The sequence below is a fragment of the Alteromonas sp. G5_S2_22_S1 genome, assembly GCF_054968525.1.
In genome coordinates, this window is record NZ_JBQKUJ010000010.1 from 57,820 (window position 1) to 83,939 (window position 26,120).

A 26,120-nucleotide genomic window follows, 5' to 3' on the forward strand; every position below is an offset into this window, starting at 1 on the left:
CTATTCTCTTAGCGTTCGCTGATTGCAGGAACAGGGCGTAATTCTTCGCCTGTGTATTCTGCCGATGGACGAATAATACGGTTATCAGCGCGCTGTTCCATTACATGTGCAGCCCAGCCTGTAAGGCGAGACATAACGAATATTGGGGTAAACAGCGGCGTAGGGATTCCCATGAAGTTATAGGCAGAGGCGTGGAAAAAGTCTGCATTACAGAAAAGCTTCTTCTCGCGCCACATGACTTCTTCACAGCGCACAGATACAGGGTAAAGCACCTCATCGCCTACATCGGTCGCTAGCTTTTTAGACCATTGCTTAATAATTTCGTTACGTGGGTCAGAGTCTGAATAAATCGCGTGACCAAAGCCCATGATTTTCTCTTTGCGCTCTAGCATGCCCATCATTTTTTCTTCTGCGTCATCGGCTGACGTGAAGCCTTCTATCATTTCCATTGCGGCTTCGTTTGCACCGCCGTGAAGGGGCCCGCGAAGAGAGCCAATCGCGCCGGTTACACATGAATGCATATCAGAAAGGGTAGAGGCACATACGCGGGCTGTGAATGTAGACGCATTGAACTCGTGCTCGGCATAAAGAATGAGAGACACATGCATCACTTGTTCGTGAAGCTCACGTGGCTTTTCGCCGTGAAGCATGTGAAGGAAGTGACCGCCAATGGAGTCGTCATCGGTTTCCACATCAATGCGCACACCATCGTGTGAGAAGCGATACCAGTAACAAATAATACTTGGGAAGCACGCTAACATGCGATCCGTCACATCTTGCTGCTCATCAAAGCTAGTTTCCATTTCAAGGTTACCTAGCATTGAACAGCCAGTGCGAAGCACGTCCATAGGGTGGGCGTTTTTAGGAATGCGTTCAAGCACGTCTTTCAGTGCGTCAGGAAGGCCGCGCATACCGCGAAGTTTGGTTTTATAGTCATCAAGCTCAGCTTGATTTGGCAAGTTACCCTTTAAGATAAGATAAGCGACTTCTTCAAACTGACACTTTTCTGCTAAATCTTTCACGTCGTAGCCGCGATAGGTTAAACCTGAACCTGATTTACCTACCGTTGATAAAGCTGTTTTACCTGCAACTTGGCCGCGTAAACCCGCGCCACTTAACTGTTTAGCCATCTTGTTGTCTCCGGTCTTGTATAAAATGTAAGGTACTTATTAAAAATGTTTCTGATTAAAACGGTTAAAACTCAACTTAAATTGGGTGCGAGGCTCCGAAATAGCGGGGGCAGTGCACAGTGGCGCTTGAAGTTGCGGGCACATTGGCTGCAGGAGCAAAGCACAGTTCCCTGCCACGCCGTAAACCCATCCATGGGGGCTCCGCTTCGGCATCCATGCCTTAAGAGGGGCAGGGAACTGTACTTCACCCCTGCATCCTCGTGCTCGCCAACTTCAAGCTGCAATCGTTTATTTATTTAGTTTTTGCCGTCGGCAAATAGCGCATCTAGCTTTTGCTCGTATTCGTGGTAGCCAAGGTAATCGTATAGCTCCATGCGTGTTTGCATGGTGTCGACAACGGCTTTTTGATCGCCATTTTCAAGTATAGATTTGTACACCATTTCTGCTGCTTTATTCATGGCGCGGAACGCACTTAGTGGGTAAAGCACCATATCAGCACCCCATTCACCAAGTTCTTCTTTGTTCCATAGTTCGGTTTTGCCGAACTCAGTGATATTGGCAAGAATCGGTACATCTAAGGCTTCTGCAAATGCGCGATAGTGTTCTTCGGTCTGCACTGCTTCTGCAAAAATACCGTCTGCGCCCGCTTCAACGTAGGCTTTTGCGCGTTCAATGGCTTTTTCTAAGCCTTCTTGCGCGAATGCGTCGGTGCGCGCCATAATGAAAAAGTCAGGGTCGGTTCTGGCATCAACGGCAGCTTTAATGCGATCTACCATTTCCGCTGTACTCACAATTTCTTTATTAGGGCGGTGACCACAGCGCTTTTGTGCGACTTGGTCTTCCATATGTACCGCGGCCGCGCCTGCTTTTTCCATATCGCGAATGGTTTTGGCGATGTTAAAAGCTCCGCCCCAGCCTGTGTCGATATCCACCATAAGCGGTAGGTCACATGCACTGGTGATGCGCTGAACATCAGCAATCACGTCATTGAGCGAGGTCATGCCTAAATCTGGCAAGCCATACGAGGCGTTAGCTACGCCGCCACCTGAAAGATAAATGGCTTGATGGCCTATGGCCTTCGCCATCATGGCCGTGTAGGCATTAATAGTGCCTACGATTTGAAGAGGTTTGTTATTCTCTAACGCGGTTCTGAATTTCTTTCCTGCACTCATGATAGTCACTCGCTTAATTGAAAGTAGGGTAGAGGTGTAATAGGTAAGCAGAAGCCTTATGGGTATTAGTCATTGTTGAGCTTCTTCTCGATATTATTTTTTGAATAAAGAATGTGGCGACGCATGAGCATTTCTGCTAACTCTTCGTCACGATTGGCAATGGCGTTAACAATGTGTCTGTGCTCATCAAACGCCGTGCTTACCCGAGGTCCTGCCATACCAAGCTGTACGCGGTACATACGAACTAAATGGTAGAGCCCATCAATAAGCACGCTGATAAGGTGATCGTTTTTGCTGCCAGTGACAATTCGGTAGTGAAAGTCGACATCACCGGCTTCTTGATAATAACTGTGGCTGTCTTTCACTTTGTCGAAATGGCTATCAAGCAGCGCTTGCATGTCGGCAATTTCATCATCACTCATATAACGAGCGGCTAAGCGCGCTGCCATACCCTCTAGCGCTTCGCGCACTTGATATAGTTGGATAAGCCCTTCAGGCGAAAGCTCTACCACCCGCGCGCCTACATTCGCTTTGCGTTCGACAAGATGGCAGGTGGCTAAGCGATTAATTGCCTCGCGAATAACTGCACGGCTGACTTCGTACTTTGTCGACAATTCCATTTCACTCAGCTTACTGCCTGCTGGAATGATGCCCTCAACGATATCCTTCCTTAATTGAAAGAAGGTACGGTCGGCATTGGTGATGGCTTGTTCGCTTTTTACTAACACTGTATAGAATCTTTAAATGACTAATGTCGACAATATATGCCCATTTTGGCGTTTTTTCAACCTTAAAAAGGTTTGGATTGTCGACAACGAGAGTAAGATATTAGTCTGATAGTCTTGTTTAGCGGCCTGTGTTGACAGTTGTGCAATGGTTTAATGGCATACGCAAACAGAGCCATGTGTCAGCTTACGTCTATTAGGCGAACCTTGCGCAACCATATTGATAGCTACTGCCCGGACGGAGGAGGGAATTTGGTAACGAAAGTTACATACAGAGGTTCTGAGCTAACGAATGATTCAAGTTAGTGGTAATTTGTTTGAAGTTTGTCCATCTGGTCTAGGTCTTCTTTACTTTATTCGCTTAAGTGTTGTGAAGAGATAGAGTAAATTATCTTTATGATATCTATTTGTTTTTATGAAATTTATACATACTTTGTGTTTGATGCTTAACCTAACCAATTAGTCTAATTTTGAAGTCTTATTTTAGTAAAAGTGTAATATTTTACTTTGCAAGATCGTAATCTAACGGTAACATATCGTTCCAGTCTTCAAGCCTAAATTCTTCTACTGAATTTTAGAGGGCTGGAAAAGTAAGTTCTACTTTTAAAGCAGAGTTTCATTGAAAGTAAGTTTGTAATGTTTTATTGCGACTTACTTTTTTATTGCCTGTAATCCAGTATAAGCACAAGGTTATGTGCGCCTCTCAAATTAGTGAGTTTAGTCTTTCAAAGTTCCAAAGAAGAACTTGAAGCGGCCTAAAAATATTATTACACCTAACACTCACGCAAAGGGGTTACACCATGAAAACCAATACTGACGTGTCTAAGACACTCGCCAGTAAGCTTTCACCTGTCGCACTAGCAGTAGCGATGACCGTTCCAGCTCTTTCAAACATTGCGGTTGCTCAAGAAGCCGAAGCAACAGAAGAACAACAGTTTGAAGCCATTACCGTTACCGCAACAAAACGCCCTCAAGTTATTTATGAAGTTCCTATCGCTATCAGTGCTTTTGATGGTGACAAGCTAGCTGCCCAAGGTATTACAGACCTAACCGACGTTGGTAAGTTCGTTCCAAACCTTAACGTTACGGGTTTCTCTGCGGGCCACACGTCTTCTGTAAACCCTTTCATTCGTGGTATCGGTCTTCAAGATCACCTTATCACTACCGACCCTGGTGTTAGTGTTTACGTTGATGGCGTTTACCTAGGCCGTCAAGTAGGTCAAAACTGGAGCTTAAACAATATTGAGCGTATTGAGGTACTTCGTGGTCCTCAAGGTACCCTTTATGGTCGTAACTCAATTGGTGGTGCAATTAACATCATTACTAAAGAGCCAGATCAAGGTGATGTAACTAAAGTAAACACCGAGTTCGGCACGCGCGGCCGTGTTAAAGCAGATATTTTTGTTAACCATGGTCTATCTGAAACTGTTGCGTTTAACATGAATCTAGCGTTCAACAAACGCGACGGCCTTGGTGAGTTCATTAACGTACCAAATGCTGAATACGATGTAGGTGAGACCGAAGATATTTCTGGTCGTGTATCACTTAAGTGGGAGCCTTCAAACGATTTCCGCATGGTGCTAACCGCAGATGCTAACAACGGTGACGGTGGTTTACGTCCTTACACTGTGCTTATTGATGAAGTGGGTTCTGCGCGCTATTTTGGTGGTGGTAACGGCTTAGATGTTGAGTTGCGTAATACTGACGTAACGCCTGAAGGTGCAGACATTTATGATAACGCAACAGGTACTGAAGCAGTCACTGGCGTGTCTAATGAAGCGCGCGGCCTTTCACTAACGACTGAGTGGGATATCAATGACGACTATACGGCGAAGGTTGTTGCTAGCCAGCGTACATCTAAATATAAAGCAGGCCTTGATGATGACGGTACAGTATTCTCACTAGACCAGTTCCCGGAGCGTGGCGAAGCAGACCAAACGTCAATCGAACTTCAGCTTAATGGTTATATTAACGAATATACTGACTTCGTAACGGGCCTTTACTACTTCAATGAAGAAGGGAGCAACCGCCAAGGCGATGATTCTAACTTCGACGGCGGCCCAAACTTACTTGAGCTAGACCAAGAAACCACGTCGAAAGCGGTATACGTGAACGTGCGTCATGACTTAACTGATGAGCTAAGTGTGTCAGGTGGTATTCGTTACACCGAAGACGAGAAAGAAGCCTCTGCGAACGTATTCTCAGCACTTGGAACAATCTTCGACTCAAACGAATGGGATGAAGTAACCTGGGAGCTTGCTACTAACTATACTTTTGATAATGGCATGACAGGATATGCGACTATTCAGTCGGGCTACCAGTCTGGTCAGTTCCCAGCGCGTCCTTACTGTCTAATCGGCCAGTTTTTCGGTGCGGGTGGCTTCGATGATATCGAAGGCGCACAAGCAGCCGTTCGCGCAAATAACTGCTTTACGGCATCTGACAACATTACCGCTACTAACTATGAAGTAGGTATTAAAGGTCGCGTTAACGATTACTTCGATATCAGTGTTGCCGTATTTAACACAGAGTTTGAAGATTTGCCTTACCAAGTAAGTACTGTGAGTGAAGGCGGTTTTGACACAGCAAACCTTGTTGTTGAACAAACTTCTCGTGGTATTGAAGCAGATGCAACGTTTAGCTATGGCAACTTTAGCATGATGACCAGCATTGGTTATATGGATGTTGATGTGGAAGAGCAAAACGGGATTAGCCCAGTAGCGCCACTTACGCCTGATCTCACGTTAGCGATTGGCCCACAGTATACCTTTGAACTAGATGGTGGCGATTCAATTCGCGTACGTGCCGATTACTCGTACCGCGCAGAAATGTATGGCGAGCCAACTTCAGCTCCTGAACGCATGACGAAGCTAGACAGCCGTGAGCTGGTAAACTTCGACATTGCTTACACACCGGCTAATGATGCTTACACCGTAGCACTTTACGGTCGCAACATTTTCGATGAGCGTTACGACAACGCGCGCTTGAATACAGGTGACTACATCCTGCAAATTCTAAGCAACGATGCGAGTGAGTTTGGTGTTAGATTCTCAACTGAATTTTAATATCAACAACGAGTTATAATAATAAAGCCAGTCTTGTGACTGGCTTTTTTTTGCTTATTTTTTCTTGTTTTATCTTCATTATTAGCTTAGCTTTAAGGCTGTTCTAAAAATGCACAATAAGTAATTATGAGTTTAAAAGTACTTTCCCGCATCGGCGTAATGCTAGCGACATCGCTTCTTTTTAGCTGCACTTACACTGTGTATTTACCTGACGATGAAGAGGATAACACCACTAGGGATAAAAAAGTCGCGACTGCTAAACCAGAGTTTGGTAATCAATGTCGCTATAGTGGTGATGGCGAATACGGCGTATGCCCTACGTCAAATGGTGAAATGGTAGGAACCTCGTGTTCGTGCCCCACACCGTCAGGGCAAATTATGGGAACGGTGTCGAAATACTAAAGGCGCTTATAGTCGTGAGACCTATCAATCATACGGAGTTGAAGCGTGGGGTTGTTTACTAATTTTAAAAAATCGCGGTTAGAAAAAAAGTTTAAGAAAAATGAATGGGTGGTTATTCAGCCTATTCCGTTCGCTCAATTTGAACAACTTATTGTCGACCATGTTGACAGTGGCTGGGAAATTAAAGACGACTATGAAAGGCTGGCAGAAAATACGTCAAAGTGGCAATGCGAATTACGCAAAGGAACCAGTATTCTCACCTGCATTTGGACAGCTAACCACCAAGGTATTGTATATGGGCCTGAACGGGTGCTTACAGGACTATCTGAAAAGCTAAAAGTCTCTACATCTAAAACTATCACGACACCTTGGTTTTAAACTAGCATTTTTGGCCATCGATTAGAGCCAGCCTTTTTGTTTCGCTATGCGGGCAGCGTCTACTCGGTTTGTGGCGTCTAGTTTAGATATTGCTTCTGACAAGTAGTTTCTTACGGTTCCTTCAGATAAAAACAGCGACCGGGCTATATCTTGAGTTTTCAGCCCTTCTGATGCCAGCTTAAGAGCCGACATTTCTTTTTTTGACAGCGGGTTGTTGTCATCTAATGCCATGATCGCAAGCTCGGTGGAAATTACCTTTTTCCCGGCAGATACATCGTGAATTGCCTTTATTAGATAGTCGCTATCCGATTCTTTTAAAATAAACCCTTTAACCCCTAAACTTAACGCCCGCTTGATATAACCTGGTTTTGAAAACGTGGTCATAAGGACCATCTTGGTACTGAGGCTTCCATTGGCGATATGAGCCGCTAAATCTAGTCCAGATACCAGCGGCATTTCTATATCGCTTAAAATGATATCGGGCGCAGGGTGTTCATTTAAGTAATTAATCGCTTCTTGTCCATTGCTGTACTTATCGACAACAGTTAGGTCGTCTTCTAATGACAAAAGCATGGCTATGGCATCGCGAACCAAAGACTGATCTTCAACAATCAAAATAGTAGTGACTTTTGAATTCATAGCGCAGCCTTCCTCGACGAAATTTGATCAACATTGAGTTGGAGAATCACAATAGGGTGGGGAGCAAAGGAAATGTCCACATTGGCATGGATAGATGAGGCGCGCTCTCTAATTCCCATTAGGCCGTTCCCTTCTTTTATCGACCCATTGCTCTCAATAATGCCATGGTCTTTATAAGTCACTTTCACTGTCTGCTCGTTAACTTCAACATTGAGTGACACCGTATTTCCTGTTGAGTAGCGCAGTGTATTTGTCGTCAGTTCCTTGATAATAAGAGAGAGCTGACTTTCTTGTTTTGCACTTAAACGTGCGTCTACTTTGTCTTCAATATTGGTAATAACGGTAAAGCCATTTTCTTCTAAAAGCGCCTTATCTTTGGCTATTTCATCGCAAAGCGAAAGCTGCTTAATATCTGATACTGCTTGGCGAATATCGCTTAACAAAGACTGCGAAAGCTGGGCTAATGCTCTCACTTCACGATGAGCCTCTTCAATTTTGTCTTTACTTATCAGTTTATCGGCCAACTGTGCCTTCAAGGAAATGGAGCTGAGAGCGTGTCCTGCTACATCATGTAAATCTCGACCTATACGCTCACGCTCGGCTATCGCTGATAGAACCCGAAGGGCTTCCGCCTGCTGACTTTCTTTTAAGCCGTGAAGCGTTTCTTTTCGCTCCATAACGCCAAAGCCAAATAGAACGATGCTGTTCAACAAGGAGGCAAGAAGGAGGAAACCAGCACCGTCAAATACGGAAAAGTTTAACGATGTAAGTAGTACCATCATGGTGCTGATGGTAAGTATGCCCGTTCTCAGCGAGTTATAGTACCCGACGATGAAAGCAATAAAACCTACAATTGTTGCAGCTCCTGGATTTTGGAAGCTGCAAGCCACTGATAATAAAAACATCAGAAGCAAATAGCTCGGCAGTGTTTTAGCGGGTTGTTTTATAGCTTTAATGTAAAGAGTAACGAAGCAAATATATCCTGCTGATTGAAATATCCATGTTTCAACAGGTAGTGGGCGTGAAATAATTAGTGGGACAAAGAAAAACAGCGAAAAAAACAAACTGCCGTGCGACCAGCGTTTTTTGCGTCCACTTCCCAAAAGCGGCATGACCGGCGCCATTTCGTTCTTGTCTACATGGCTTATAGATTCACCCATTTTCGCAGTGCCTTCACCTACATGAGCGGTAGGCACTGCGCTGGTGTTATTTATTATGTGGTTTTGGCTGCGCATTGCGAGTATTTCGTCCTTACTGAAATACAACGGCTGACTTGCTAGTGATAAGCAAGGTGCCCGAGATAATTAACATAATACCTAGCACGGCATAAATGTCGAAAGTTTGTTTCCAAAATACCACTGATGCAGCGGTGATTAGCGCGATACCCATACCTGACCAAATCGCATAGGCAACGCCAATTCCCATATTCTTTAGTACCATCGCAAAGAGCATCCCTGAGACGGTGTAGAAAAAGATAGCGCCGTAGCCGAACGCCCACTTTTCCCAGCCATTAGACATTTTAAGTAGCAGGGTAGCGGTAACTTCCGTAACGATAGCAATGGCTAATAATAAGTAAGTCATGATGAATTCCTTTTGGTTGTTTTGTTGTAGAGCGTATTCTATTGCGGTAAATCGTGCTTAAATTGATATCTGAGCATTTGCTCTTTTCTTCTCACTGCAGGTTTGAAAGCGACGTTCGAGTGCAATTAAAGAGACGATATAAACTGAAACTATGACCGCAGATATGGCTTCGACACGAGCATCCGGGAACAGATACCAAGCGCCAACAATGCCAAAGGTTCTTGCGATAGTGTGGAAATAACCTACCCAGTGTTCAATAGCCCAAGATAATGGCATCCACATCAGTCCAGCTAAAATTCCTATGCTAAGAGAAACCGTTGTATGGTCTATCGCCGCAACCGGAAGTGCGATGGCAAACACCAAAAGGCTCATTAGCATGCCAACGAAAAAAAGGCGATCGAAGCTATTTGATGTGGCCTTTTTAGCAAAAAATTGCTCGCCAGTGAGGTATGAAAGACCAGCACCTAAGTAAAAAATAGCGCCAGTACCGATATACAGCATCCACGTGATTGTTAATTCTGATACAAAGGGAGCGCTCGCGCCTAATATTGCCCAAACAATAGTACCGGCCAGCGGCATTGCGATGAACCTGTTCTGTTTGAAGCTTTCGCGTTGCTGTTCAAGTGTTGGCTGAGTTCTTTTTAAGCTGACAGCTGTGCGAGATGACGATACCTGTTCCATTTCTTTCTTACCTTTCTTGGTTATTTCGATAGGGCAAGTATGCGTGAGTGTCGTGCTTTGGGTTAGTCACAAAAATCATCAATAGTATGTGACATTTGTCACCAAATGCGCAGAACAGGCTAATTGAAAAAGGTCGAATGGCGAGAATAAATAATTGCTTAGTTTAAGTTACTGCAAGTACTTTAAAGATTATTGCGTTTGCTGCTTTTTCTTTGCTTTGCGTTTATTTAACACAGACACACCGTCTTCTTTTGACAATAATAGGCTGTCATAAATACTGACAAGGGCTATCGCTCCCATAAACATCATGGCAATAGAGAATGTCTGCAAGTTAGGTGTATCAGGGCTTTGTTCCAAAATAAGCGCTGCAACAGCGATGGCAAGGGCTGAAAGCGTGATGCCTAAGCCGCGATTCATTTGCATTAGAATAGCGCCTAGCGTATTCGCATCTCGCATTTTATTAGGCGGTACGTCGGCAAAAGCAATAGTGTTTATTAACGTTAAGTGCATTGAGCGAGTCACGCCGTTAGCAAACAAAATAGCGGCAATAGTAAACGACGACGTAGTGTGATTTATCATAGCTAGCGCGACAAAGCCAAGAGCAATCAGTACGCCGTTTACTACAAGTACGCGTTTGAATCCGAAGGTATTCATGATCCACGTTGTCGCTGGCTTTATTGCTAGGTTTCCAGCAAAAAGCCACAGTAACAAAGAGCCAGCCTCTACAGGCGAGTAGCCTAGCCCTAGCTGTAGCATTAGCGGTACAAGAAACGGGGCGCTGCCAAGTGCTACACGCACAATAGAACCACCGTAAACAGAAAGCCTGAACGTTTTGTGCTGCATGGCATCAAATGAAAATAGCGGGTTTTTGGCTTTTTTGACATGCCGTATTGCAAATACCATGAGCACTAGGCCAATGGCGATGATGCCTAGCGATTGAAGAAGTTTATCGCTGGTGCTGGCAAGAAATTCAATACCTGCCATAAACAGCGCGAAGCCGACGCCGGTAAGTAGAAAACCTTTAACGTCGAATTTACCCACATCGCCTTTGGTATTTCTAAGCAGATAGAGAGACGCGATGATGGCAATGATACCCAGTGGAATATTCATATAAAAAATCCACTGCCAGCTAAAGTGAGTCGCTATATAGCCGCCTAACACGGGGCCTAATAGCGGTGCACTCAAGGCGGGCCATGTGATAATGGCTACGGTTTTTACTAGTTTTTCTTTGGGCAAATCCCGCAGAACCACTAACCTGCCCACGGGGACCATCATGGCGCCGCCTAAGCCCTGCAGAATTCGAGATAGGGTAAATTCGAATAAGGTTGTGCTTAAGCCACACAGCACCGACGCCAAAGTAAAAATGGCTATCGCCGCTATAAATATTGTGCGAGCACCAAATTTGTCAGCAGCGTAGCCGCTTAAAGGAATGAAGAGCGTAACGGCCACTAAATAGGCCGACACGCCAATAGAAAGGTGGGCTGCCGGCACATTAAAGTCAGCAGCAATAACAGGGAGCGCCGTTGTAATTACCGTGGCGTCCAGAATTTCCATAAAGAGTGCCCCTGCAACCAGAAGGGCAGTGGCTAACTCTCTATTGAACAATTTCAAAGGCTCTAACGACGCGAGCTACACCCGTGATATTGCGAGCAATATCTACAGCGGCAGTGGCTTCAAGATTAGTTAAACGACCCATTAAAAAGACTTCTGAATCTTGCACAACCACTTTAATTTGAAGAGCAGGAACGCGCTCATCTGCCACAATTTTAGTACGCACCTTTGATGCAAGCCAAATATCGTTAGCTTGTGTTCCCGCGCCGATGGGGTCGCCTATGCGAATTTGATTGTGTATCTTCTTAATATAACTTACTTCCTGAGCGCGCCTAACGGCTTCATCGATGAGACTTTGACTTGGCGCTTGCCCAGTTAACAGCGCTACGCCGTTATATAAGTCCACTTGAAGATTGGCTTGCTCTTTCAGTGCGTCGCTTTTAGACCATTGATAGGATACCGCTGCATCGGCGTTTTGATCGTCAAGCTGCGTACCCACAGTACGTCTGTCATTAGCCACTTTTGCAGCCATGGCACCGGCAGCGCCTACGGCCACAACGCACCCTTGTAATGTAAGAATCAGGGCTAATAAAGAACCCAGTAGTCCTAATTTTTTCACATGCTTCCTCATAGTCTACTTATTTACTCATCGCCGTGATCGGCAGGGAATAAACTGTCATCAATACATTCACATAAGTTGTGAATGACCAACAAATGCACTTCTTGTATACGCGCGGTACGGTTAGAAGGAACGCGAATTTCCACATCGTGTTCGCTTAAAAAGCCCGCCATTTCACCGCCGTCTTTACCGGTAAGCGCAACAATTGTCATATCACGGGAAAGGGCAGCTTCCATTGCCGCAATAACGTTACGCGAATTACCGCTAGTTGAGATAGCTAGAAGGATATCGCCAGGCTGACCAAGCGCGCGAACTTGCTTAGCAAAAATCTCGTCGTAGCTGTAATCGTTGGCGATAGATGTAATTGTCGAAGTATCTGTGCTTAACGCAATGGCCGGTAGGCTCGGTCGGTCGCGCTCGTAGCGGTTCAACATTTCAGAAGAGAAGTGCTGTGCGTCGCCTGCAGAGCCGCCATTACCACAGCTCAATACTTTATTCCCTCTAATTAAGGCTTCAACGATCATGTACGCCGCTTTCTCAATATGCTCTGGCAATATTTCCGATGCCGCTATTTTGGTTTGTATGCTCTCGGTAAAATTCGCTTTTATCTGTTCAATCATGTGTCATCTCTTTGTTTTCACCAAACGGCAGACCATTTAGTGAAATTTTTTGCGCTGCATTACAGCGTCTTGATTTTTGTAATGGCCAGTATCTGAAAGTCAGAGGTTTAAACTGTGGCCTCAGCGCGAGAGAGAAACGGCCTAACGTTTATCACTCGCGATAATCAACCCGCATTTACTATTGAAGCGTGCGAAAAAACTCAACCAGGTTTCTTGCTTCATCTTCAACTTTAAAATTTTTCACAACGTGTTCGCGTCCGGCTTTGCCCATTTCTGCAAGTTTGTCCATATCTGAAAGCAGTAAATCCATCTTTTCTGTGACAGCTTGCTGATCTTTGGTCGGTACAATATACCCATCAACGCCTGGCCTAATGATGTCTTCCCATGCGCCCGCCTGAGTAGCTAATACCGCAGCTCCAGCACTCATGGCTTCAGGTACAGTTAATCCAAACCCTTCGTTATAGCTAAGTGCACTTACTAATGACAGTGCACTGAAGATTTTAGGAATTTGCTCAAACGGCAACTCACCGGTGAAAACAATTCGGTCAGTTAACCCGGCTTTAGAAATTTTTTCTTTAAGCTCGTTTACAAATTCTTGGTTACTCGAGGATATGGCACCTACAACTACCGCGTTCACGTCAGGGTATTTGGGCAATACTTTGATACACGCGTCAACAAATAGGTGAACGCCTTTTTGCTCTCTAACTCTGCCCAGAATACCAATGCCGTACTTGCCGCCGTACCCTAATGCTTGCCATGCTTCTTGCTTGTTTTCTGCTGGCGTGTAGTTGTCTATTTGCACACCGTGGAGATTTATCTTGGCGGGGGGCTTATTTAGATATTTTGCAGAGCGATTACTCATTGCAATAACCGCATCCATTTTATTGCTTAACCACACCGTAGAAGCCGAACGCTTTCGCTGAGCGGCAGAGCTAAATACAAGCTTTATCTTGGCGCGAAACACGTATTTGAGGATCACACCCTGAATCATCTCGTCAACGCGACGCGCATGAAAAATTCGCCACTTACCATTACTAAGCGGGCGTCGACACATCTTGGCGACCTCCCAAAAAGTAATAGTCATTGATGGGTCTGGAACAAAATGCTTGCCCATTATTCGCAAATTAATCATGTGTTTTTGAAGCGATGTCACTTGCAGCATGGTAGACGTTACACCAGAAAAGTTGGCGCTGGAGTTGCCGACTATCAATTCAATTTCTTGGTTATCAACGCTGCTTAGCGAAGTCTTGTTATTGGGATGACTCATTATTTGTGGGAACCTAAGACACTTTCATCAAACAGACAAAAGGGTGCAAATCATAAGATAAAAAAACGAAATATTACTAGCATAAAGACGTTTTCATTGATTCTCGAACGCGATTACCTTTGGCATACGCATTCAGTTCGCTTTCGGCAACGTCAGCCATAGTGCTTTATGTTGTCAGTCTTTAGCCTACGCTCTTCAGCCATTCGAGGTTGTCTCCGTCTATGGCAATAACGTCTATCCTTAAGGGGGTAGACGCTGGATTTAGACCATTATCTAACAAATAGAAACCAAACGCAGCCTGAATTCGCTGAAGTTTTTTGGCCGTGACAAATTCCACTGCACTGCCAAAGCGATTTTGCTTTCGATATTTCACTTCAATACACACTATGGTATTCCCGTCTTGCATTACAATATCGAGTTCACCACGCCTTGTATGGTAGTTGCGACAACGAAGAGTGAGGCCTTGTTGAAGTAAATATTCACAGGCCTTGTCTTCTGCTGCATTCCCTTGCAGTTTAGACATTTCTTTACTCCGAAAGCATGTGCACTTTTTCGTTACGAATAATGGCTTGAGGTTGTTTGCGTATCACTTCGCCTTTCTGGTTGAGTGAAAGTGTTCCTGTCAGCCCGTCGTGGGATAAATAATTCAGCGTGTTAAGCATGCCTAGCTGTGGAAGGAGTTTGTAGGCATCAAAGCCGAACGCAAACAAACGCTTTTGCATAGTATTTTGATTATCCCACGCTTGCTCAACTTCTTTTTGCAACGGCTGCCACTTATGTGAAGGCATTAACCATGGCATATCAATAAAGTGAACGTTTTGCAGATCCCGCCACTGGTTTTTACCACTATCGTAATCCATTGAGCGAGAAGTAGCATAAACAGGCACTTGTTTACCGTCGTAGGGGTTTAGGCTTGCTTCAATAATTGGGTTGAGCAGTTCGGTGTCTTGCGGTGAAGCAAAAGCAACGATAGCGTCGATGTCACGGCGACTACGAGGCATGTTATACACTTCGTCGTTGGTCATGTACTCAATTTGATTAATGCGTTCGTTACTTTGCGCAACGTCTAGCGCTTGGGTAATACCCTCTCGAAGTGAATTACTGTCGTTAAACGTAACAGAGGTAATATTCGTACGCTGCTTGTTCTCTGCGCTATTTAAGGTTTTCCAGTGTTTCTTGAACGTATCATCCATTCGCTGGTACAAGCTACTTTGCGCAGCAATAACGATGGGGGCTCTATACCCCTTATTAAAGATGAATTCGGCAAGCTGCTTCGCTTCATCCTCGGGCGCAAGCCCGTAGTAGTTCAAAGAGGTGGGTAAACCTAATTCACTGAATTCACTTTGCATGCTTGGCTGTTTAAGCGCGGTGGCTTCGGCTTTATTATCTGAACGTAATACCTGTGTTGCTGAAGCATCCAGTGGGCTTTTTAACTCACCATGTACTGGTAAGTCATCGGGGCGATTCAAAGCCAGTACATTGACGCCAATGGGTAAATTAGGCACTAAATGCTCGATAGTATCTTTTAAAAGCGGGCCAATGACGAACTTGGTGGAACCAATCTCGTCGACGAGCTGTTGGCTATCTGCCCCGTGAGTGTCAATAAATCGCAATCTAGGTAGAAGCTTTTCATCTTGGCGTTTTTCTACATCGGTATAATATGCGGCCATAATGCCGTTTTTCACCACTTGGCCGGTGCGAGCTAACCTTCCTGAAAGAGGAAGAAGCACTGCAATGTCATTCGCGCCAGCTTCGGTAAGCTGGGTTGCTTCAAGAACGTTTTCTGGTAACGATGTCGCTAGCACGTGGCCACGATATACTTGTTGGAATTGCTGTAGGTTTCGCGCTAACTCAGCGGGTGATGCGGCATTTTCTTCGGTCAGTTTGCGCAGTGTTATAAAGGGCGAAAGTGCCGGGTACGTTTCTCCTACCTGCGCTAAAGACTTTTTGGATATTGCCGTTATCCATTGCCACACTTGCTCTACTTTTTGCGCATCAGGGAGATTGGTTTTTAGTACACTATTTGCTGCCGCAGCCAAATTACCCTGCTGTGAATAAAGCTGTGCTTGCAACTGTGCTTTTTCGTAACCAGTTTCGCCAGTGCTATCCACACTGTCTAACATCGCAAGTAATGCATCAGGTGACGCATCAGGCATGCCAGCATATGTTCTCGTTACCAGTAAGGAATAGTAAGCGTTGTTCGCATTTGAAACCCCGTCTTCTTTCACTTCATAAAGCACTTGTTGTGCTAAAACAGGCTGATTATTTTGAATGTATAAATCCGCCGCTTGAAGTAAAAGTGCATCGCGCTTATTTTTGTCGCGAGTGCGCTCCCAAGCTCTTTTGGCTTCAAGAAGCTTGTGCTCTGGCGTGACGTTTTCTTCAACCTTTGTGGTTTCAATAGGCGTAGGATTTACCGCCACAGGTTTAGATTGCGGCTTTGGGGTGCTGCCACAGCCCGATAATACCAACACAGAAGCAACGGCTGATAGCGTAAAAATTTTTCCAGCTTGTCCGAGATGACGCACAGTTTCATTCCTTTTACATCGTTATAGGCCAAGTTTATCTTAACCACTGTGAAAATCTACGCTTGCCAGCATAATCTGGACTAATGGCGTGTTACACTTGTGGCATTATCTTCATATTTAACGAAAGACTACACCACTGCTATGACAGACACCGCCACCTTATATATTGTTCCTACGCCAATCGGCAATTTAGACGACATGAGCGCACGAGCAATTCGTGTACTTAGTGAAGTTAACTGGATTGCTGCTGAAGACACTCGCCATAGCGCTCGTCTGTTACAACATTTTAGTATTGGAACCAAAACCCTTTCGCTTCATGAACACAACGAAGATAAGCGAACGGCCATGCTTTGTGAGCGGTTGAAGGGCGGCGAGTCTGTGGCGCTTATTAGTGATGCAGGTACCCCGTTAATTAGCGATCCCGGCTTTATTTTGGTGCGTAAGTGCAGAGAACTGGGTATCTCAGTGAGTGCGCTTCCCGGCCCGTGTGCGGCAATCACGGCGTTAAGTGCTTCGGGCCTACCCACAGATAAATTTATATTTGAAGGCTTCTTACCGGTTAAAACCCAGGCGCGAGAAGGCGCATTGTCAGCGCTTTTAGACAGACCTTTTACCACGGTTTTCTACGAAGCCCCTCGCCGTATTCTCGATACGGTTACCGATATTCAGCGGGTATTAGGAGAGCGCAATATAGTAGTCGCTAAAGAGCTTACTAAGACATTTGAAACCTACGCTAGTGGTAGTGCGCAAGATGTCATCGACTATCTAACCGCAGAACCTGCGCACCAAAAGGGAGAGTTCGTGGTGATGATTGCGCCGGCTCAAATAAATGAACAGGCAATTCCAAGCGAAGCAATGTCGCTATTAAACACGTTATGTGAACATATGCCGCTTAAAAAAGCGGCAGCCGTGGTAGCCAGCCATTACGATTTAAAAAAGAATGCGCTGTATCAAGCAGGGCTCGATGCAAAAGCATAAGCCCTGTTAAGCAAGATTGATCTTAAGTGCCTTTGGCAAAATACAAAGTAGTACGTTCTACGTTAGCCCTCGGTAAATGAAAGGCTAAGTGCTAAAGGAGATGCAGATGATAAAGACACTTAAAATTACTATGCCTGACGGTAAATGGCTGGTAGATATATTTTCTCAAGCCAACGACTCTGGCGTTTACGATTTAATTCATCCAAACGGTGTTACGGACGTTTCATTAAACGAAGGTGAGATGTACGGATTTCGCTATAGCCTGCAAGGCAAGCCAGGTACATCTTTCAAAATCGAGCTAGATAATGAAGTGTTAGCTGAAGGCGAGATTGATAACTCTGAAACCGCGTCGGGAAGCGGCGTGGTTTAGTCGTAAAGCTTAGACAAACAAAACCCGCCAACTGGCGGGTTTTGTGTTTGTAACGTGTTTACGACAAACGTCCTTTAAAGTCTTCGTAGCTGAATTCGCGAACCAGTTCAAAGTCGCCATGAGCTCGTAAAATACCAATAGCAGGGTGCTCTACACCGTTAAAGAACGTGGTTTTTACCATGGTGTAGTGCATCATATCTTCAAACTGCAAGCGGTCACCGGCTTTTAGCGGCTCGTCGAAGGAGTAGGTATCAAAAACATCGCCTGCAAGGCACGAATTACCACCAAGCTTCACGTTATACGCTTTTTCATCGGGCATTCCGGCGCCCAGAATTGTAGGGCGGTAGGGCATTTCCAGTACGTCTGGCATGTGTGCTGTCGCTGAAATGTCCAAAATAGCGATATCCCCGTCGTTTTCCACCATATCCACGACCTCACAAATAAGCGGGCCTGTTTGCCACGCGACGGCAGACCCTGGCTCTAAAATCACATCTAAATGAGGGTAGCGCGTTTTGAAATCTTTCAAAGTAGATATAAGGTGGTCAACATCGTAACCTTCGCTCGTCATTAAGTGTCCGCCACCTAGGTTCAACCATTTCAATTGACCGAGCCATTTGCCAAAGCGCTTTTCGATAGCTTCAAGGGTGCGTGCCGTGGCAAAAGAATCACACTCGCAAAGATTGTGGCAGTGAAAGCCCTCTATACCCGTCAGATCCACATCTTCTAGCTCGCTAGCGCGTATGCCTAAGCGCGAACCTGGCGCCGCTGGGTCGTATAAGGGTGTATCGGCTTCTTGATGCTCTGGATTGATGCGAAGACCTAGTGAAACATTAGCTAAGGCTTCTTTATGCGTGTTCCATTGACTAAGGCTATTGAACGATAAGTGATTAACTAAGCCTGCTAGTTCTTTTGCGTCGTTTGCTTTATACGCTGGAGAGTAAGCATGCACCTCTTTCCCCATTTCAGCGGCAAGTTTAGCTTCCCATACCGAACTCGCCGTCGCACCGTGTAAATACTGTTTAATAATGTCAAAGCATGACCACATCGAAAAGCCTTTCAGCGCTAAAATAATGCGGGCACCAGACTCCTCTTGGACTCGCTTCATAAGCTCAAGGTTTCGAATTAGCTTAGCTTCCTCTAACACGTAGCAAGGAGAAGGGATATCAGTGCGTTGGGTTAAATCGGTCAATGGGGTAAAGCTCCAAAAATAAAACTGCTTTTAACATTTAAGAAGCACTACTGTATTACACCTTTTCTCATAGCTCAAAGTGACAATGAGTGAGATTTATATCTGAGGCTTCAATTAAAAAGGGCGCTTAATAAAGCGCCCTTATGTCTTACTTATTTGGTGAAAGGGCTGCTTTCACACTCAAGTACGTGCCATGGTAGGCCGTGCTCGTTAAGCATATCCATGAATGGGTCTGGATCGAATTGCTCCATGTTCCAAACACCGGCTTCTTTCCAAGTACCGTTAAGCATAAGTGCTGCGCCAATCATGGCCGGTACGCCCGTGGTGTAAGACACCGCTTGTGCGCCTACTTCTTCGTTGCACTTAGCATGCTCACAGTTGTTATAAATAAAGATGGTCTTTTCTTTGCCATCTTTAATACCCGTAATGTAGGTGCCAATGCACGTCATGCCGCTATAGCCTTCAGCAAGTGAACCTGGGTTAGGAAGTACCGCTTTTAAGAACTCTAACGGCACAATCTGTTGACCTTGGAATTCCACGGGCTCAATGCTCGTCATACCAATGCCTTCAAGTACACGCAGGTGGTTTAAGTAAGCATCGCCAAATGTCATCCAGAAGCGTGCACGCTTAAGGGTAGGGAAGTGCTTAACAATAGATTCCAGCTCTTCGTGGAACATTAGGTAAGACGCGCGAACACCAATGTTCTGATAATCCAGATCTTCACGAACGCTTAGCGGATCGGTTTCTTTCCACTCGCCATTTTCCCAGAAACGACCGCGCTGGGTAATTTCACGAATGTTGATCTCTGGATTGAAGTTAGTCGCAAAAGCCTGACCGTGGTCGCCGCCATTACAGTCTACGATATCAAGGTAGTGGATCTCGTCGAAGTAGTGCTTTGCTGCATATGCCGTGTAAACGTTAGTTACGCCTGGATCAAAGCCGCTGCCTAGCAGCGCCATAATACCTGCATCTTTGAATTTGTCTTGGTAAGCCCACTGCCACGAATATTCGAATTTCGCTACGTCTTTAGGCTCGTAGTTAGCAGTATCAAGGTAATGCGTATTGGTCGCAAGACACGCGTCCATAATAGGAAGGTCTTGGTAAGGCAACGCAAGGTTGATTACTAGGTCTGGTTTTACTTCGTTGATCAGTGCTTCAACTTCTTTTGCATTGTCGGCATCAACAGCGAAAACGCCTTTTACGCGGTCGGCACCCACTTCTTGTTGAAGTGCTTCACACTTAGATACTGTGCGACTGGCTAAGTAAATTTCGTCGAAATGCTGCGGTAAACGTGCACATTTTTTCACAGTTACCGACGCAACGCCGCCAGCACCAATAATTAAAACGCGAGACATAATAACTAATCCCTAATTTGGCTAATGAAATTTGGGCTGAATGCTAGCAGACCAAGGGGATTTGGCAAGCAAAGACAGCCCAAAAAATTTTAATCGTAACAACGAATGTAAAAGGTAGTACACACCCTGCTGTGTAAACGTTAACGCGTTACTGTGTCAATGGGGGGTGAGATAACTATCTTATCATCTACTCTATAGTAAGGGTAAAGGATAAGGCGTTCCTCGTGATTAGGGGTAGCTGTTGCGATAGCAATGGCGTCTAAGGTTTTGCTGTCCTGTGTATTCACTGTTGCAGCGTATACCAACACACCGTAACTATTTGTATCAGTGGTAGTATCAATAATGCGCCATTGCAGTTGCTCTATAAGCTGAGACTCTCGCTTTTTTTTGCCGGTTTCATCGGCAAAAATACAGCCAATCCGACCATTCTCGTAAATAGCGGCAAAGGGGTAAAACACATCACATACGGGTAGCATGAGCTCACATAACTCTAGTGACTTAGTCACCAGTGTATTTAAAGGCGTTGGCAATGTAACTGGACGGTCGATCATAGCGTATCTCCTTTGAGTTAGCGTTGCTTGACACTTACCAATTCCTACGCTTCCACTGACACATTAGTTTAATAATCGCTTAAGCGATAGTGAAATCAGTCTTATTTTTGGTCGGCAACCCGTGTTTTTTGCCCTGTTCTGTGACTTTTGGGAATATTTGATTAGAGTTTTTAATATGTGCGCAACCAAAACAATGCAACGCAACGTTAAAGCACAGTACTCCTGACACGCAGGTTTCGTGTTAGCGCTTATTTCACTAATTGCTTTTGATACCGCAAAGGAGTAGTTGAATACCACTTTTTAAATGCGTGAGTAAACGAGGACTGCTCCTTAAATCCAAGTAAATCTGCGGTGTCAGCAATGGAGTGGTGCTTTAGCAGTTCGTCTAAGCGACATTTTCTTTCATCGTTAAGCAACTGTTGAAAACTAGTTCCGCTTAGCTTTAGTTTTCGTTGTAAGGTGCGAGGGCTAATGAAAAGTGCGCTAGCAATACGCTGTTGGTTGCACTCTTTTAACGTCGGCTGGGCTTTTAATAGTGCCTCAACGCTAACTCTAATGTGTTCAAATACATCAGTTTCACCCGGTGAATTACCCTGCTGATAGCAGCGACGAAGTTCTGTCTCTGTTACTGCTATAAGCGCGCTAAACATTGCCCTATTTTCGCTAGTAAAGGGTATATGTAGTAGCGACTGGGGGAAAATAATGGCATTGGTATCAGCTTCGCTCATCACATCGCAGTTGAACCACGCTTCCAGCGTGCCCCGTTCACGAACACTGAGCGCAAAGGTAAACGTGATAGCATGTATTTGGCACGCCTGCCCCAATATTTTGTAGACGGTGGCAACCCAAGCGGTTGTATTGCGCAACACCATTTGTTTGCAATCGTCACTTTTTGGTTTCCAATTGATATGCACGTTGGTCGATTCATTAACGACGGTGGTGTTACCTATGTTTGCCACTAATGCGTCGAAGCGAGTTAATGCTTGAATGGCCTGAGCTAAATTTTCACAACTTTCCACCAAGTAGCCGAGTACGCCGTAGTCTTTCGCTTGAATATGTTTACCTAGCTCAAAGCCGAACAGGGAATTATTGGTAAGTAATGCGCCTTTGTTTAATAGCGAAACATAGTCCTGCATAGAAACCCGAGAGGAAGAAGGGGAAACTGCTGGCGCGCTGACTTGGGTTGTAATTTCTATTTCATTAAACCCTAAACTTACAAGATAGTTCACTATACTCTGGGCATAAGGCGGTGAAACTGATGGCATAGGTTTGTCGCAAAATAACAAAAACACTGACGCATTAGCGCAAGATAAATAGTGAATGTCAAATTATGCTTGATAGCGTTGGAGTCACAATAAGAAAAGAAGATAAGTGTCAAATGGTCAATGTTTATTACCAGAAGAAAATAGCAGCGAAACCCCAAGCGCTGCGTGATATTTTGCTAGACCACCACAACTTGAGTGATTTTTTCAACGCCTCTTTTAGTGTGTTACGGCAAGAAAATACAAATGAAATAAGCGGGGGGAAAGGCTGCGTTCGAGAAGTATCAATACTAGGCGTTCGGTTTAAAGAGGAAATGGTTCACGCTGATGATAAGCGTATTGAATATCGTGTTGTCGATGATTTTCCCGTACAAGCGCATACAGGGTCTATCGAGTTTGTGCCTCAAGAGAATGCTACTTTGGTTTCTTATCGCATAAGGTGTCGTGCGCCTTGGTATATACCACGCTGGCTGCTTCAACGCCTTTTACAAAACGATATTGAGCAATGTTTGAATAGATTAGGAGCCCGTTTTGATTCCCGTTGAGCTTATTTTACTTGGCTTAAGCCCGGTTTTTTTACTTTGTGTTTTTGTGGAGTTCAAAAAAGCACGGCAGTTTTATAACGTAAAAGACAGTGTGAACAATGCCTTACTTGCACTGCTTCATCAGGGCTCTGATGCTTTGGTATTACTACTATTAATGCCTTTGTTTCTATGGTTACACCAGTTTTCGTTATTTAACATAGAGCTTACGGCATTATCACTTTTTGCAGGTTTCATCCTGCAAGACTTTTTGTATTATTGGTTTCACCGAGCTTCACACAACATACACTGGTTTTGGCTGGCTCATGTGGTGCATCACAGCTCAACAAAAATGAATTTCACCACGGCGTTTAGGCAAAGCATTTTGTACCCATTTGTGGGAATGTGGCTCTTTTGGGTGCCAATGATTTTAATTGGGTTCACGCCAAGCTTAGTTTTTGCCATTGTGGCTATAAATTTGGCCTATCAGTTTTTTGTTCACACGCAAACAATTGGACATTTAGGCTGGGTTGAACATATTTTCAATACGCCTACGCATCATCGCATTCACCACGCGACGAACGCTCCCTATATTGATAAAAATTACGGTGGCGTGCTTATCATTTGGGACAAGTTATTTGGCACCTTTGTTCGTGAAGACAAAACGATAACGATAAAGTACGGCATTGTTGGGAAGATGCCGAAGGATAACCCACTTAGCGCCAATCTCAGTCAGCTTGGCGTACTTGTTGACCAGCTTCAGCAGGATAAAGGATTAAAAGCCAAGCTCAAAAGGCTGTTTGGTTACCCTGTTGAAAATTGATGAAATAACTTTAGTGCATTAAAGTTATAGCACAGCCAAAACTTTCAATTTGCACGATTTAGAGTTCAATAACGCACCGAATTAAAGCAATAAAGCAGCGCTAGATACGACGAAGCGGAAATAAAACTTTCTTCAAGCCCTAACTAAAATACTGAGGAAAGGTGAAGAGCCAAAGCTGGTTCTTATACGGGCACATTTTTTGCCTTTCATTTCTTTCTGGGTGACAAAATTATGCTCGCCAAGTTTTTACATTAATTAAGAAGGCGCTCAGTAGTAGGGGAGTTACAATGAAAGAGTTTATAGAAAAAATGCCAAAAGCTGAGCTTCACGTTCATATCGAAGGCACGTTAGAACCGGAACTAAGTTTTGCTTTGGCACAGAAAAACAAGGTTGCACTGAAAGCAAAGTCGCCTGAAGAAATGATAAATGCGTATGATTTTTACGATTTACCTTCTTTTCTCGATATTTACTATGCGGGTATGAGCGTTCTTATAGAAGAGGACGACTTCTACCAACTCACTATGGCATACCTTAAGAGAGCCGCAGCGCAAAACATAGTTTATGTAGAACTCTTCTTTGATCCACAGGCTCATACAATACGAGGCGTGCATTTCGATACCGTTATTAGTGGAATACACGCAGCGCAGAAGGATGCGCATTCTGAATTAGGCATAGAAAGCCAGCTTATCTTATGTTTTTTGCGAGACATGTCCGCAGAATCAGCAATGGAGCACCTAAATATGGCTGAGCCTCATCTTGACAAACTAATAGGAGTAGGCCTTGATTCCGATGAGAAGAATAACCCACCATTGAAGTTTGCCGAGGTGTTTTCAAAGGCACGAATGTGGGGCCTTAAATTGACGATGCACTGCGATGTTAATCAAAATAATACGCTAGAGCATATTCGGCAGGTTATCGAGGATATTAAAGTAGACAGGATCGACCATGGTGTAAATATCCTAGAATCTGACGCGTTATGTGAGCTTGCAAAATCGAAAGGTTTGGGATTGACCGTGTGTCCGGTTTCGAACAAGTTTGTAGTTCAATCACTTACCTCTAAAGAATTGAAAAAGATGCTGCAACAAGGGTTGCTGCCAAGTATCAATTCGGATGACCCTTCTTATTTTAGAGCTTACTTAAATGAAAACCTGATAGCGTTACAAGAAGAAGGGCAATTTAGTAAAGAGGACTTGGTTACGCTCGTTGCGAACAGTTTTAAAACCAGTTGGCTTTCTGAAAGTCGTAAACTGGAATACTTGGATACGCTAACACGTTATTCGGAGACTGTTGCCGTAGCGTGATTTTTGCTTCAGGTATTTCGTTTTGATTAAAGGTGCTGCGTAGAGCTGCACCCTTAATCAGAAGTAAAGTTACTCTTTATTGGCAATTTTTTGAAGGTTACTGTGAATTTTGAAAAGAACGATAAGTAGTTCACACCAAATTCTTGCACCAATACACCCTGATACAACGATAAATAGCCCGTATACGAAACTCGCATCGTATCCAACAAACATTGTAGATACGCCACTGACTACAGAGCCCAATAATAGCAGCCAATAGACAAAAGTAATTATTTTAGGGGTTAGCATTGAGTCGAAAAAGAAAATATCTTTCATAATCATTCCTTGATGAAGTTTGCAGGTAGCAAGCTTTAGTTTTTATACCGCATCCTGCGACAAACTTCTTTTTGTTATTGTTGGTTTATAATTTACGAGTAATGTGAGCAAGCCCACGTACTTAGTTGTATCACTCAAACATAGTTAAAACAATGCTTTGTAATAACAATACGTTACCTTGCACCTTGCAAACCGCCCGTGTGCAATACAACAATGCGAGAACGGTCTTCGAACTTACCTTTAGCCAACATATCTTTAACTGCCCAGAAGGCTTTGCCTGAGTAAACTGGCTCTATTTTAAATTCCATGTTGTCATTGAAGTCGTTGCAAAAGGTTTGAAGCTCATTTGGCGCTTTGGCGTAGCCACCAAAATGATAGTTATGATCAATATGCCAACTTGTCTGGTGTTTAGATATCGGAAGAAATTTCTGAACCAACCCCTCTAAATAGCCTTCACCTTTTAGTACGCCTATGCCAATGACTTTATGAAGAGAACGAAAGTCAGTAGCCGTTGTACGATTACGTTTATTTAATGCGTTTATAATTCCCGCCAAGGTTGCGCCGCTTGCGACTGGCGCGACGATAAAATCAAAGTCTACCTCGATTTCATCGACCATATCTTTTATCCCTTGAAGCGCTTGGGCTTGGCTTCCGCCCTCTGGGATGATAATCGCATCGGGAAACTGCAGCTTTAGTTCATTTAAATAAGCGCTATCGCTACGTTTTTTGTAGGTTATACGGTCCACATATTCAATGTGAGTTTGCCACTGTATCAAGTCTTTAATCATCGGTGAGGGGGTAGCCGAATAGTCACCTCGAATAATCGCGGTGAAAGGGATACCCAACTTAAAGCAGATAAAGCCTAGGGCGTGGAGGTGATTAGAGAAACCGCCCCCGAAACTCACTATTGCCTTGGGTAGAGAAGGGGGAAGAGCGTTACTTAACTTGCGCCATTTGTTCCCCGACATAATAGGGTGTATGGCGTCGTCTCGCTTAACGAAGAGCGATACCTTCTCAGCCCCTTTCCATTTTGGAAAAAACGGTTCTACAGGCGAAGGAAGTGTGAGTGAAGTTTTGAAATCTTCAAGGGATAGCAC

The 26,120-nt window shown here is 44.4% G+C and carries 27 protein-coding genes; 8 read left to right on the forward strand and 19 right to left on the reverse strand.

The window, feature by feature from the left end:
- Positions 1 to 8: 8 nt before the first annotated feature.
- The 3 genes from prpC to ACTRWF_RS11985 all read right to left on the reverse strand — a co-directional run bounded on the left by prpC (position 9) and on the right by ACTRWF_RS11985 (position 3,030).
- A complete protein-coding gene (gene prpC, locus ACTRWF_RS11975; protein ID WP_020744175.1) occupies positions 9 to 1,130 on the reverse strand; it encodes a bifunctional 2-methylcitrate synthase/citrate synthase in 1,122 nt (373 codons plus the stop codon).
- Between the two features lie 296 nt (positions 1,131 to 1,426).
- On the reverse strand, positions 1,427 to 2,302 hold the full coding sequence (prpB, locus tag ACTRWF_RS11980; RefSeq protein ID WP_020744174.1) for a methylisocitrate lyase: 876 nt from the start codon (positions 2,300 to 2,302) through the stop codon (positions 1,427 to 1,429).
- 65 nt (positions 2,303 to 2,367) lie between these two features.
- On the reverse strand, positions 2,368 to 3,030 hold the full coding sequence (locus tag ACTRWF_RS11985; RefSeq protein ID WP_020744173.1) for a GntR family transcriptional regulator: 663 nt from the start codon (positions 3,028 to 3,030) through the stop codon (positions 2,368 to 2,370).
- Between the two features lie 797 nt (positions 3,031 to 3,827).
- On the opposite strand from ACTRWF_RS11985, the gene ACTRWF_RS11990 reads away from it, so the two are divergent.
- The 3 genes from ACTRWF_RS11990 to ACTRWF_RS12000 all read left to right on the forward strand — a co-directional run bounded on the left by ACTRWF_RS11990 (position 3,828) and on the right by ACTRWF_RS12000 (position 6,872).
- Positions 3,828 to 6,092 (forward strand): TonB-dependent receptor domain-containing protein, encoded by a 2,265-nt coding sequence (locus ACTRWF_RS11990; RefSeq protein WP_462835612.1) that lies wholly within the window; start codon positions 3,828 to 3,830, stop codon positions 6,090 to 6,092.
- Positions 6,093 to 6,218: 126 nt separating this feature from the next.
- Positions 6,219 to 6,494: a hypothetical protein gene (locus tag ACTRWF_RS11995; RefSeq protein WP_462835613.1), complete on the forward strand. Its 276-nt coding sequence runs from the start codon at positions 6,219 to 6,221 to the stop codon at positions 6,492 to 6,494.
- Positions 6,495 to 6,539: 45 nt separating this feature from the next.
- Positions 6,540 to 6,872, forward strand: coding sequence for a hypothetical protein (locus ACTRWF_RS12000; RefSeq protein WP_015067883.1), 333 nt, complete (start codon positions 6,540 to 6,542; stop codon positions 6,870 to 6,872).
- A gap of 21 nt (positions 6,873 to 6,893) precedes the next feature.
- On the opposite strand, the gene ACTRWF_RS12005 is transcribed toward ACTRWF_RS12000, so the two are convergent.
- The 10 genes from ACTRWF_RS12005 to ACTRWF_RS12050 all read right to left on the reverse strand — a co-directional run bounded on the left by ACTRWF_RS12005 (position 6,894) and on the right by ACTRWF_RS12050 (position 16,358).
- Positions 6,894 to 7,511 carry a response regulator transcription factor gene (locus tag ACTRWF_RS12005; protein ID WP_012519558.1) on the reverse strand — a complete coding sequence of 206 codons (618 nt, stop codon included), beginning with the start codon at positions 7,509 to 7,511 and terminating at the stop codon, positions 6,894 to 6,896.
- Positions 7,508 to 8,746, reverse strand: coding sequence for a histidine kinase (locus ACTRWF_RS12010; RefSeq protein WP_462835614.1), 1,239 nt, complete (start codon positions 8,744 to 8,746; stop codon positions 7,508 to 7,510). Before ACTRWF_RS12010 ends, ACTRWF_RS12005 begins: the two co-directional genes overlap by 4 nt.
- Before the next feature lie 16 nt (positions 8,747 to 8,762).
- Complete coding sequence (locus ACTRWF_RS12015; protein ID WP_012519556.1) at positions 8,763 to 9,092, reverse strand: DMT family transporter; 330 nt, start codon at positions 9,090 to 9,092, stop codon at positions 8,763 to 8,765.
- 57 nt (positions 9,093 to 9,149) lie between these two features.
- Complete coding sequence (locus tag ACTRWF_RS12020) at positions 9,150 to 9,773, reverse strand: DUF7010 family protein (RefSeq protein WP_015067880.1); 624 nt, start codon at positions 9,771 to 9,773, stop codon at positions 9,150 to 9,152.
- A gap of 189 nt (positions 9,774 to 9,962) precedes the next feature.
- Entirely contained in the window at positions 9,963 to 11,327 is a 1,365-nt protein-coding gene (locus ACTRWF_RS12025) for an MFS transporter (RefSeq protein WP_462835642.1), read from the reverse strand.
- 40 nt (positions 11,328 to 11,367) lie between these two features.
- Positions 11,368 to 11,943: a BON domain-containing protein gene (locus ACTRWF_RS12030; RefSeq protein WP_015067878.1), complete on the reverse strand. Its 576-nt coding sequence runs from the start codon at positions 11,941 to 11,943 to the stop codon at positions 11,368 to 11,370.
- Between the two features lie 23 nt (positions 11,944 to 11,966).
- Positions 11,967 to 12,563, reverse strand: coding sequence for a phosphoheptose isomerase (locus tag ACTRWF_RS12035; protein ID WP_015067877.1), 597 nt, complete (start codon positions 12,561 to 12,563; stop codon positions 11,967 to 11,969).
- Between the two features lie 178 nt (positions 12,564 to 12,741).
- Positions 12,742 to 13,830: a glycosyltransferase family 4 protein gene (locus ACTRWF_RS12040; RefSeq protein WP_012519551.1), complete on the reverse strand. Its 1,089-nt coding sequence runs from the start codon at positions 13,828 to 13,830 to the stop codon at positions 12,742 to 12,744.
- Positions 13,831 to 14,011: 181 nt separating this feature from the next.
- Positions 14,012 to 14,353, reverse strand: a complete 342-nt coding sequence (locus tag ACTRWF_RS12045; protein WP_012519549.1) for a YraN family protein — start codon at positions 14,351 to 14,353, stop codon at positions 14,012 to 14,014.
- 4 nt (positions 14,354 to 14,357) lie between these two features.
- Positions 14,358 to 16,358: a penicillin-binding protein activator gene (locus ACTRWF_RS12050; protein ID WP_462835615.1), complete on the reverse strand. Its 2,001-nt coding sequence runs from the start codon at positions 16,356 to 16,358 to the stop codon at positions 14,358 to 14,360.
- Between the two features lie 141 nt (positions 16,359 to 16,499).
- Here ACTRWF_RS12050 and rsmI point away from each other — a divergent pair, with 141 nt between their 5' ends.
- Together rsmI and ACTRWF_RS12060 are read left to right on the forward strand one after the other, a co-directional pair.
- Positions 16,500 to 17,336 carry a 16S rRNA (cytidine(1402)-2'-O)-methyltransferase gene (gene rsmI / locus ACTRWF_RS12055; protein ID WP_041703509.1) on the forward strand — a complete coding sequence of 279 codons (837 nt, stop codon included), beginning with the start codon at positions 16,500 to 16,502 and terminating at the stop codon, positions 17,334 to 17,336.
- 106 nt (positions 17,337 to 17,442) lie between these two features.
- Positions 17,443 to 17,706 (forward strand): hypothetical protein, encoded by a 264-nt coding sequence (locus ACTRWF_RS12060; protein WP_278384446.1) that lies wholly within the window; start codon positions 17,443 to 17,445, stop codon positions 17,704 to 17,706.
- A 58-nt stretch (positions 17,707 to 17,764) separates the two neighbouring features.
- On the opposite strand, the gene nspC is transcribed toward ACTRWF_RS12060, so the two are convergent.
- The 4 genes from nspC to ACTRWF_RS12080 all read right to left on the reverse strand — a co-directional run bounded on the left by nspC (position 17,765) and on the right by ACTRWF_RS12080 (position 22,066).
- On the reverse strand, positions 17,765 to 18,895 hold the full coding sequence (gene nspC / locus ACTRWF_RS12065; RefSeq protein WP_348680613.1) for a carboxynorspermidine decarboxylase: 1,131 nt from the start codon (positions 18,893 to 18,895) through the stop codon (positions 17,765 to 17,767).
- Positions 18,896 to 19,047: 152 nt separating this feature from the next.
- Positions 19,048 to 20,250 (reverse strand): saccharopine dehydrogenase family protein, encoded by a 1,203-nt coding sequence (locus tag ACTRWF_RS12070; protein ID WP_012519544.1) that lies wholly within the window; start codon positions 20,248 to 20,250, stop codon positions 19,048 to 19,050.
- Positions 20,251 to 20,390: 140 nt separating this feature from the next.
- Entirely contained in the window at positions 20,391 to 20,801 is a 411-nt protein-coding gene (locus tag ACTRWF_RS12075) for a hypothetical protein (RefSeq protein WP_015067873.1), read from the reverse strand.
- Positions 20,802 to 21,049: 248 nt separating this feature from the next.
- Positions 21,050 to 22,066, reverse strand: a complete 1,017-nt coding sequence (locus ACTRWF_RS12080) for an AraC family transcriptional regulator ligand-binding domain-containing protein (RefSeq protein WP_348680612.1) — start codon at positions 22,064 to 22,066, stop codon at positions 21,050 to 21,052.
- Between the two features lie 65 nt (positions 22,067 to 22,131).
- Here ACTRWF_RS12080 and ACTRWF_RS12085 point away from each other — a divergent pair, with 65 nt between their 5' ends.
- The 3 genes from ACTRWF_RS12085 (at position 22,132) to add (ending at position 24,708) form a co-directional block, all read left to right on the forward strand.
- Positions 22,132 to 22,608: an SRPBCC family protein gene (locus tag ACTRWF_RS12085; protein ID WP_462835616.1), complete on the forward strand. Its 477-nt coding sequence runs from the start codon at positions 22,132 to 22,134 to the stop codon at positions 22,606 to 22,608.
- On the forward strand, positions 22,595 to 23,407 hold the full coding sequence (locus ACTRWF_RS12090) for a sterol desaturase family protein (RefSeq protein ID WP_015067871.1): 813 nt from the start codon (positions 22,595 to 22,597) through the stop codon (positions 23,405 to 23,407). Before ACTRWF_RS12085 ends, ACTRWF_RS12090 begins: the two co-directional genes overlap by 14 nt.
- 287 nt (positions 23,408 to 23,694) lie before the next feature.
- Positions 23,695 to 24,708: an adenosine deaminase gene (gene add, locus ACTRWF_RS12095; RefSeq protein ID WP_012519538.1), complete on the forward strand. Its 1,014-nt coding sequence runs from the start codon at positions 23,695 to 23,697 to the stop codon at positions 24,706 to 24,708.
- 69 nt (positions 24,709 to 24,777) lie between these two features.
- Here the strand turns inward: add and ACTRWF_RS12100 are convergent, their stop codons facing one another.
- On the reverse strand, positions 24,778 to 25,023 hold the full coding sequence (locus ACTRWF_RS12100; RefSeq protein ID WP_012519537.1) for a DUF4282 domain-containing protein: 246 nt from the start codon (positions 25,021 to 25,023) through the stop codon (positions 24,778 to 24,780).
- A gap of 173 nt (positions 25,024 to 25,196) precedes the next feature.
- Positions 25,197 to 26,120 (reverse strand): 1-aminocyclopropane-1-carboxylate deaminase/D-cysteine desulfhydrase, encoded by a 924-nt coding sequence (locus tag ACTRWF_RS12105; protein ID WP_348680610.1) that lies wholly within the window; start codon positions 26,118 to 26,120, stop codon positions 25,197 to 25,199.

What these genes read in the sequence shown, in the direction of transcription:
- rsmI (WP_041703509.1), top strand. Translation starts at nt 16,500, where the DNA reads ATGACAGACACCGCCACCTTATATATTGTTCCTACGCCAATCGGCAAT.
- ACTRWF_RS12015 (WP_012519556.1), bottom strand. Translation starts at nt 9,092, where the DNA reads ATGACTTACTTATTATTAGCCATTGCTATCGTTACGGAAGTTACCGCT.
- ACTRWF_RS12040 (WP_012519551.1), bottom strand. Translation starts at nt 13,830, where the DNA reads ATGAGTCATCCCAATAACAAGACTTCGCTAAGCAGCGTTGATAACCAA.
- ACTRWF_RS12075 (WP_015067873.1), bottom strand. Translation starts at nt 20,801, where the DNA reads ATGATCGACCGTCCAGTTACATTGCCAACGCCTTTAAATACACTGGTG.
- add (WP_012519538.1), top strand. Translation starts at nt 23,695, where the DNA reads ATGAAAGAGTTTATAGAAAAAATGCCAAAAGCTGAGCTTCACGTTCAT.
- ACTRWF_RS12045 (WP_012519549.1), bottom strand. Translation starts at nt 14,353, where the DNA reads ATGTCTAAACTGCAAGGGAATGCAGCAGAAGACAAGGCCTGTGAATAT.
- ACTRWF_RS11995 (WP_462835613.1), top strand. Translation starts at nt 6,219, where the DNA reads ATGAGTTTAAAAGTACTTTCCCGCATCGGCGTAATGCTAGCGACATCG.
- ACTRWF_RS12100 (WP_012519537.1), bottom strand. Translation starts at nt 25,023, where the DNA reads ATGAAAGATATTTTCTTTTTCGACTCAATGCTAACCCCTAAAATAATT.
- ACTRWF_RS12060 (WP_278384446.1), top strand. Translation starts at nt 17,443, where the DNA reads ATGATAAAGACACTTAAAATTACTATGCCTGACGGTAAATGGCTGGTA.
- ACTRWF_RS12070 (WP_012519544.1), bottom strand. Translation starts at nt 20,250, where the DNA reads ATGTCTCGCGTTTTAATTATTGGTGCTGGCGGCGTTGCGTCGGTAACT.
- ACTRWF_RS12005 (WP_012519558.1), bottom strand. Translation starts at nt 7,511, where the DNA reads ATGAATTCAAAAGTCACTACTATTTTGATTGTTGAAGATCAGTCTTTG.
- prpB (WP_020744174.1), bottom strand. Translation starts at nt 2,302, where the DNA reads ATGAGTGCAGGAAAGAAATTCAGAACCGCGTTAGAGAATAACAAACCT.
- ACTRWF_RS12025 (WP_462835642.1), bottom strand. Translation starts at nt 11,327, where the DNA reads ATGGAAATTCTGGACGCCACGGTAATTACAACGGCGCTCCCTGTTATT.
- ACTRWF_RS12010 (WP_462835614.1), bottom strand. Translation starts at nt 8,746, where the DNA reads ATGCGCAGCCAAAACCACATAATAAATAACACCAGCGCAGTGCCTACC.
- ACTRWF_RS12020 (WP_015067880.1), bottom strand. Translation starts at nt 9,773, where the DNA reads ATGGAACAGGTATCGTCATCTCGCACAGCTGTCAGCTTAAAAAGAACT.
- ACTRWF_RS11990 (WP_462835612.1), top strand. Translation starts at nt 3,828, where the DNA reads ATGAAAACCAATACTGACGTGTCTAAGACACTCGCCAGTAAGCTTTCA.
- prpC (WP_020744175.1), bottom strand. Translation starts at nt 1,130, where the DNA reads ATGGCTAAACAGTTAAGTGGCGCGGGTTTACGCGGCCAAGTTGCAGGT.
- ACTRWF_RS12080 (WP_348680612.1), bottom strand. Translation starts at nt 22,066, where the DNA reads ATGCCATCAGTTTCACCGCCTTATGCCCAGAGTATAGTGAACTATCTT.
- ACTRWF_RS12035 (WP_015067877.1), bottom strand. Translation starts at nt 12,563, where the DNA reads ATGATTGAACAGATAAAAGCGAATTTTACCGAGAGCATACAAACCAAA.
- ACTRWF_RS12085 (WP_462835616.1), top strand. Translation starts at nt 22,132, where the DNA reads ATGCTTGATAGCGTTGGAGTCACAATAAGAAAAGAAGATAAGTGTCAA.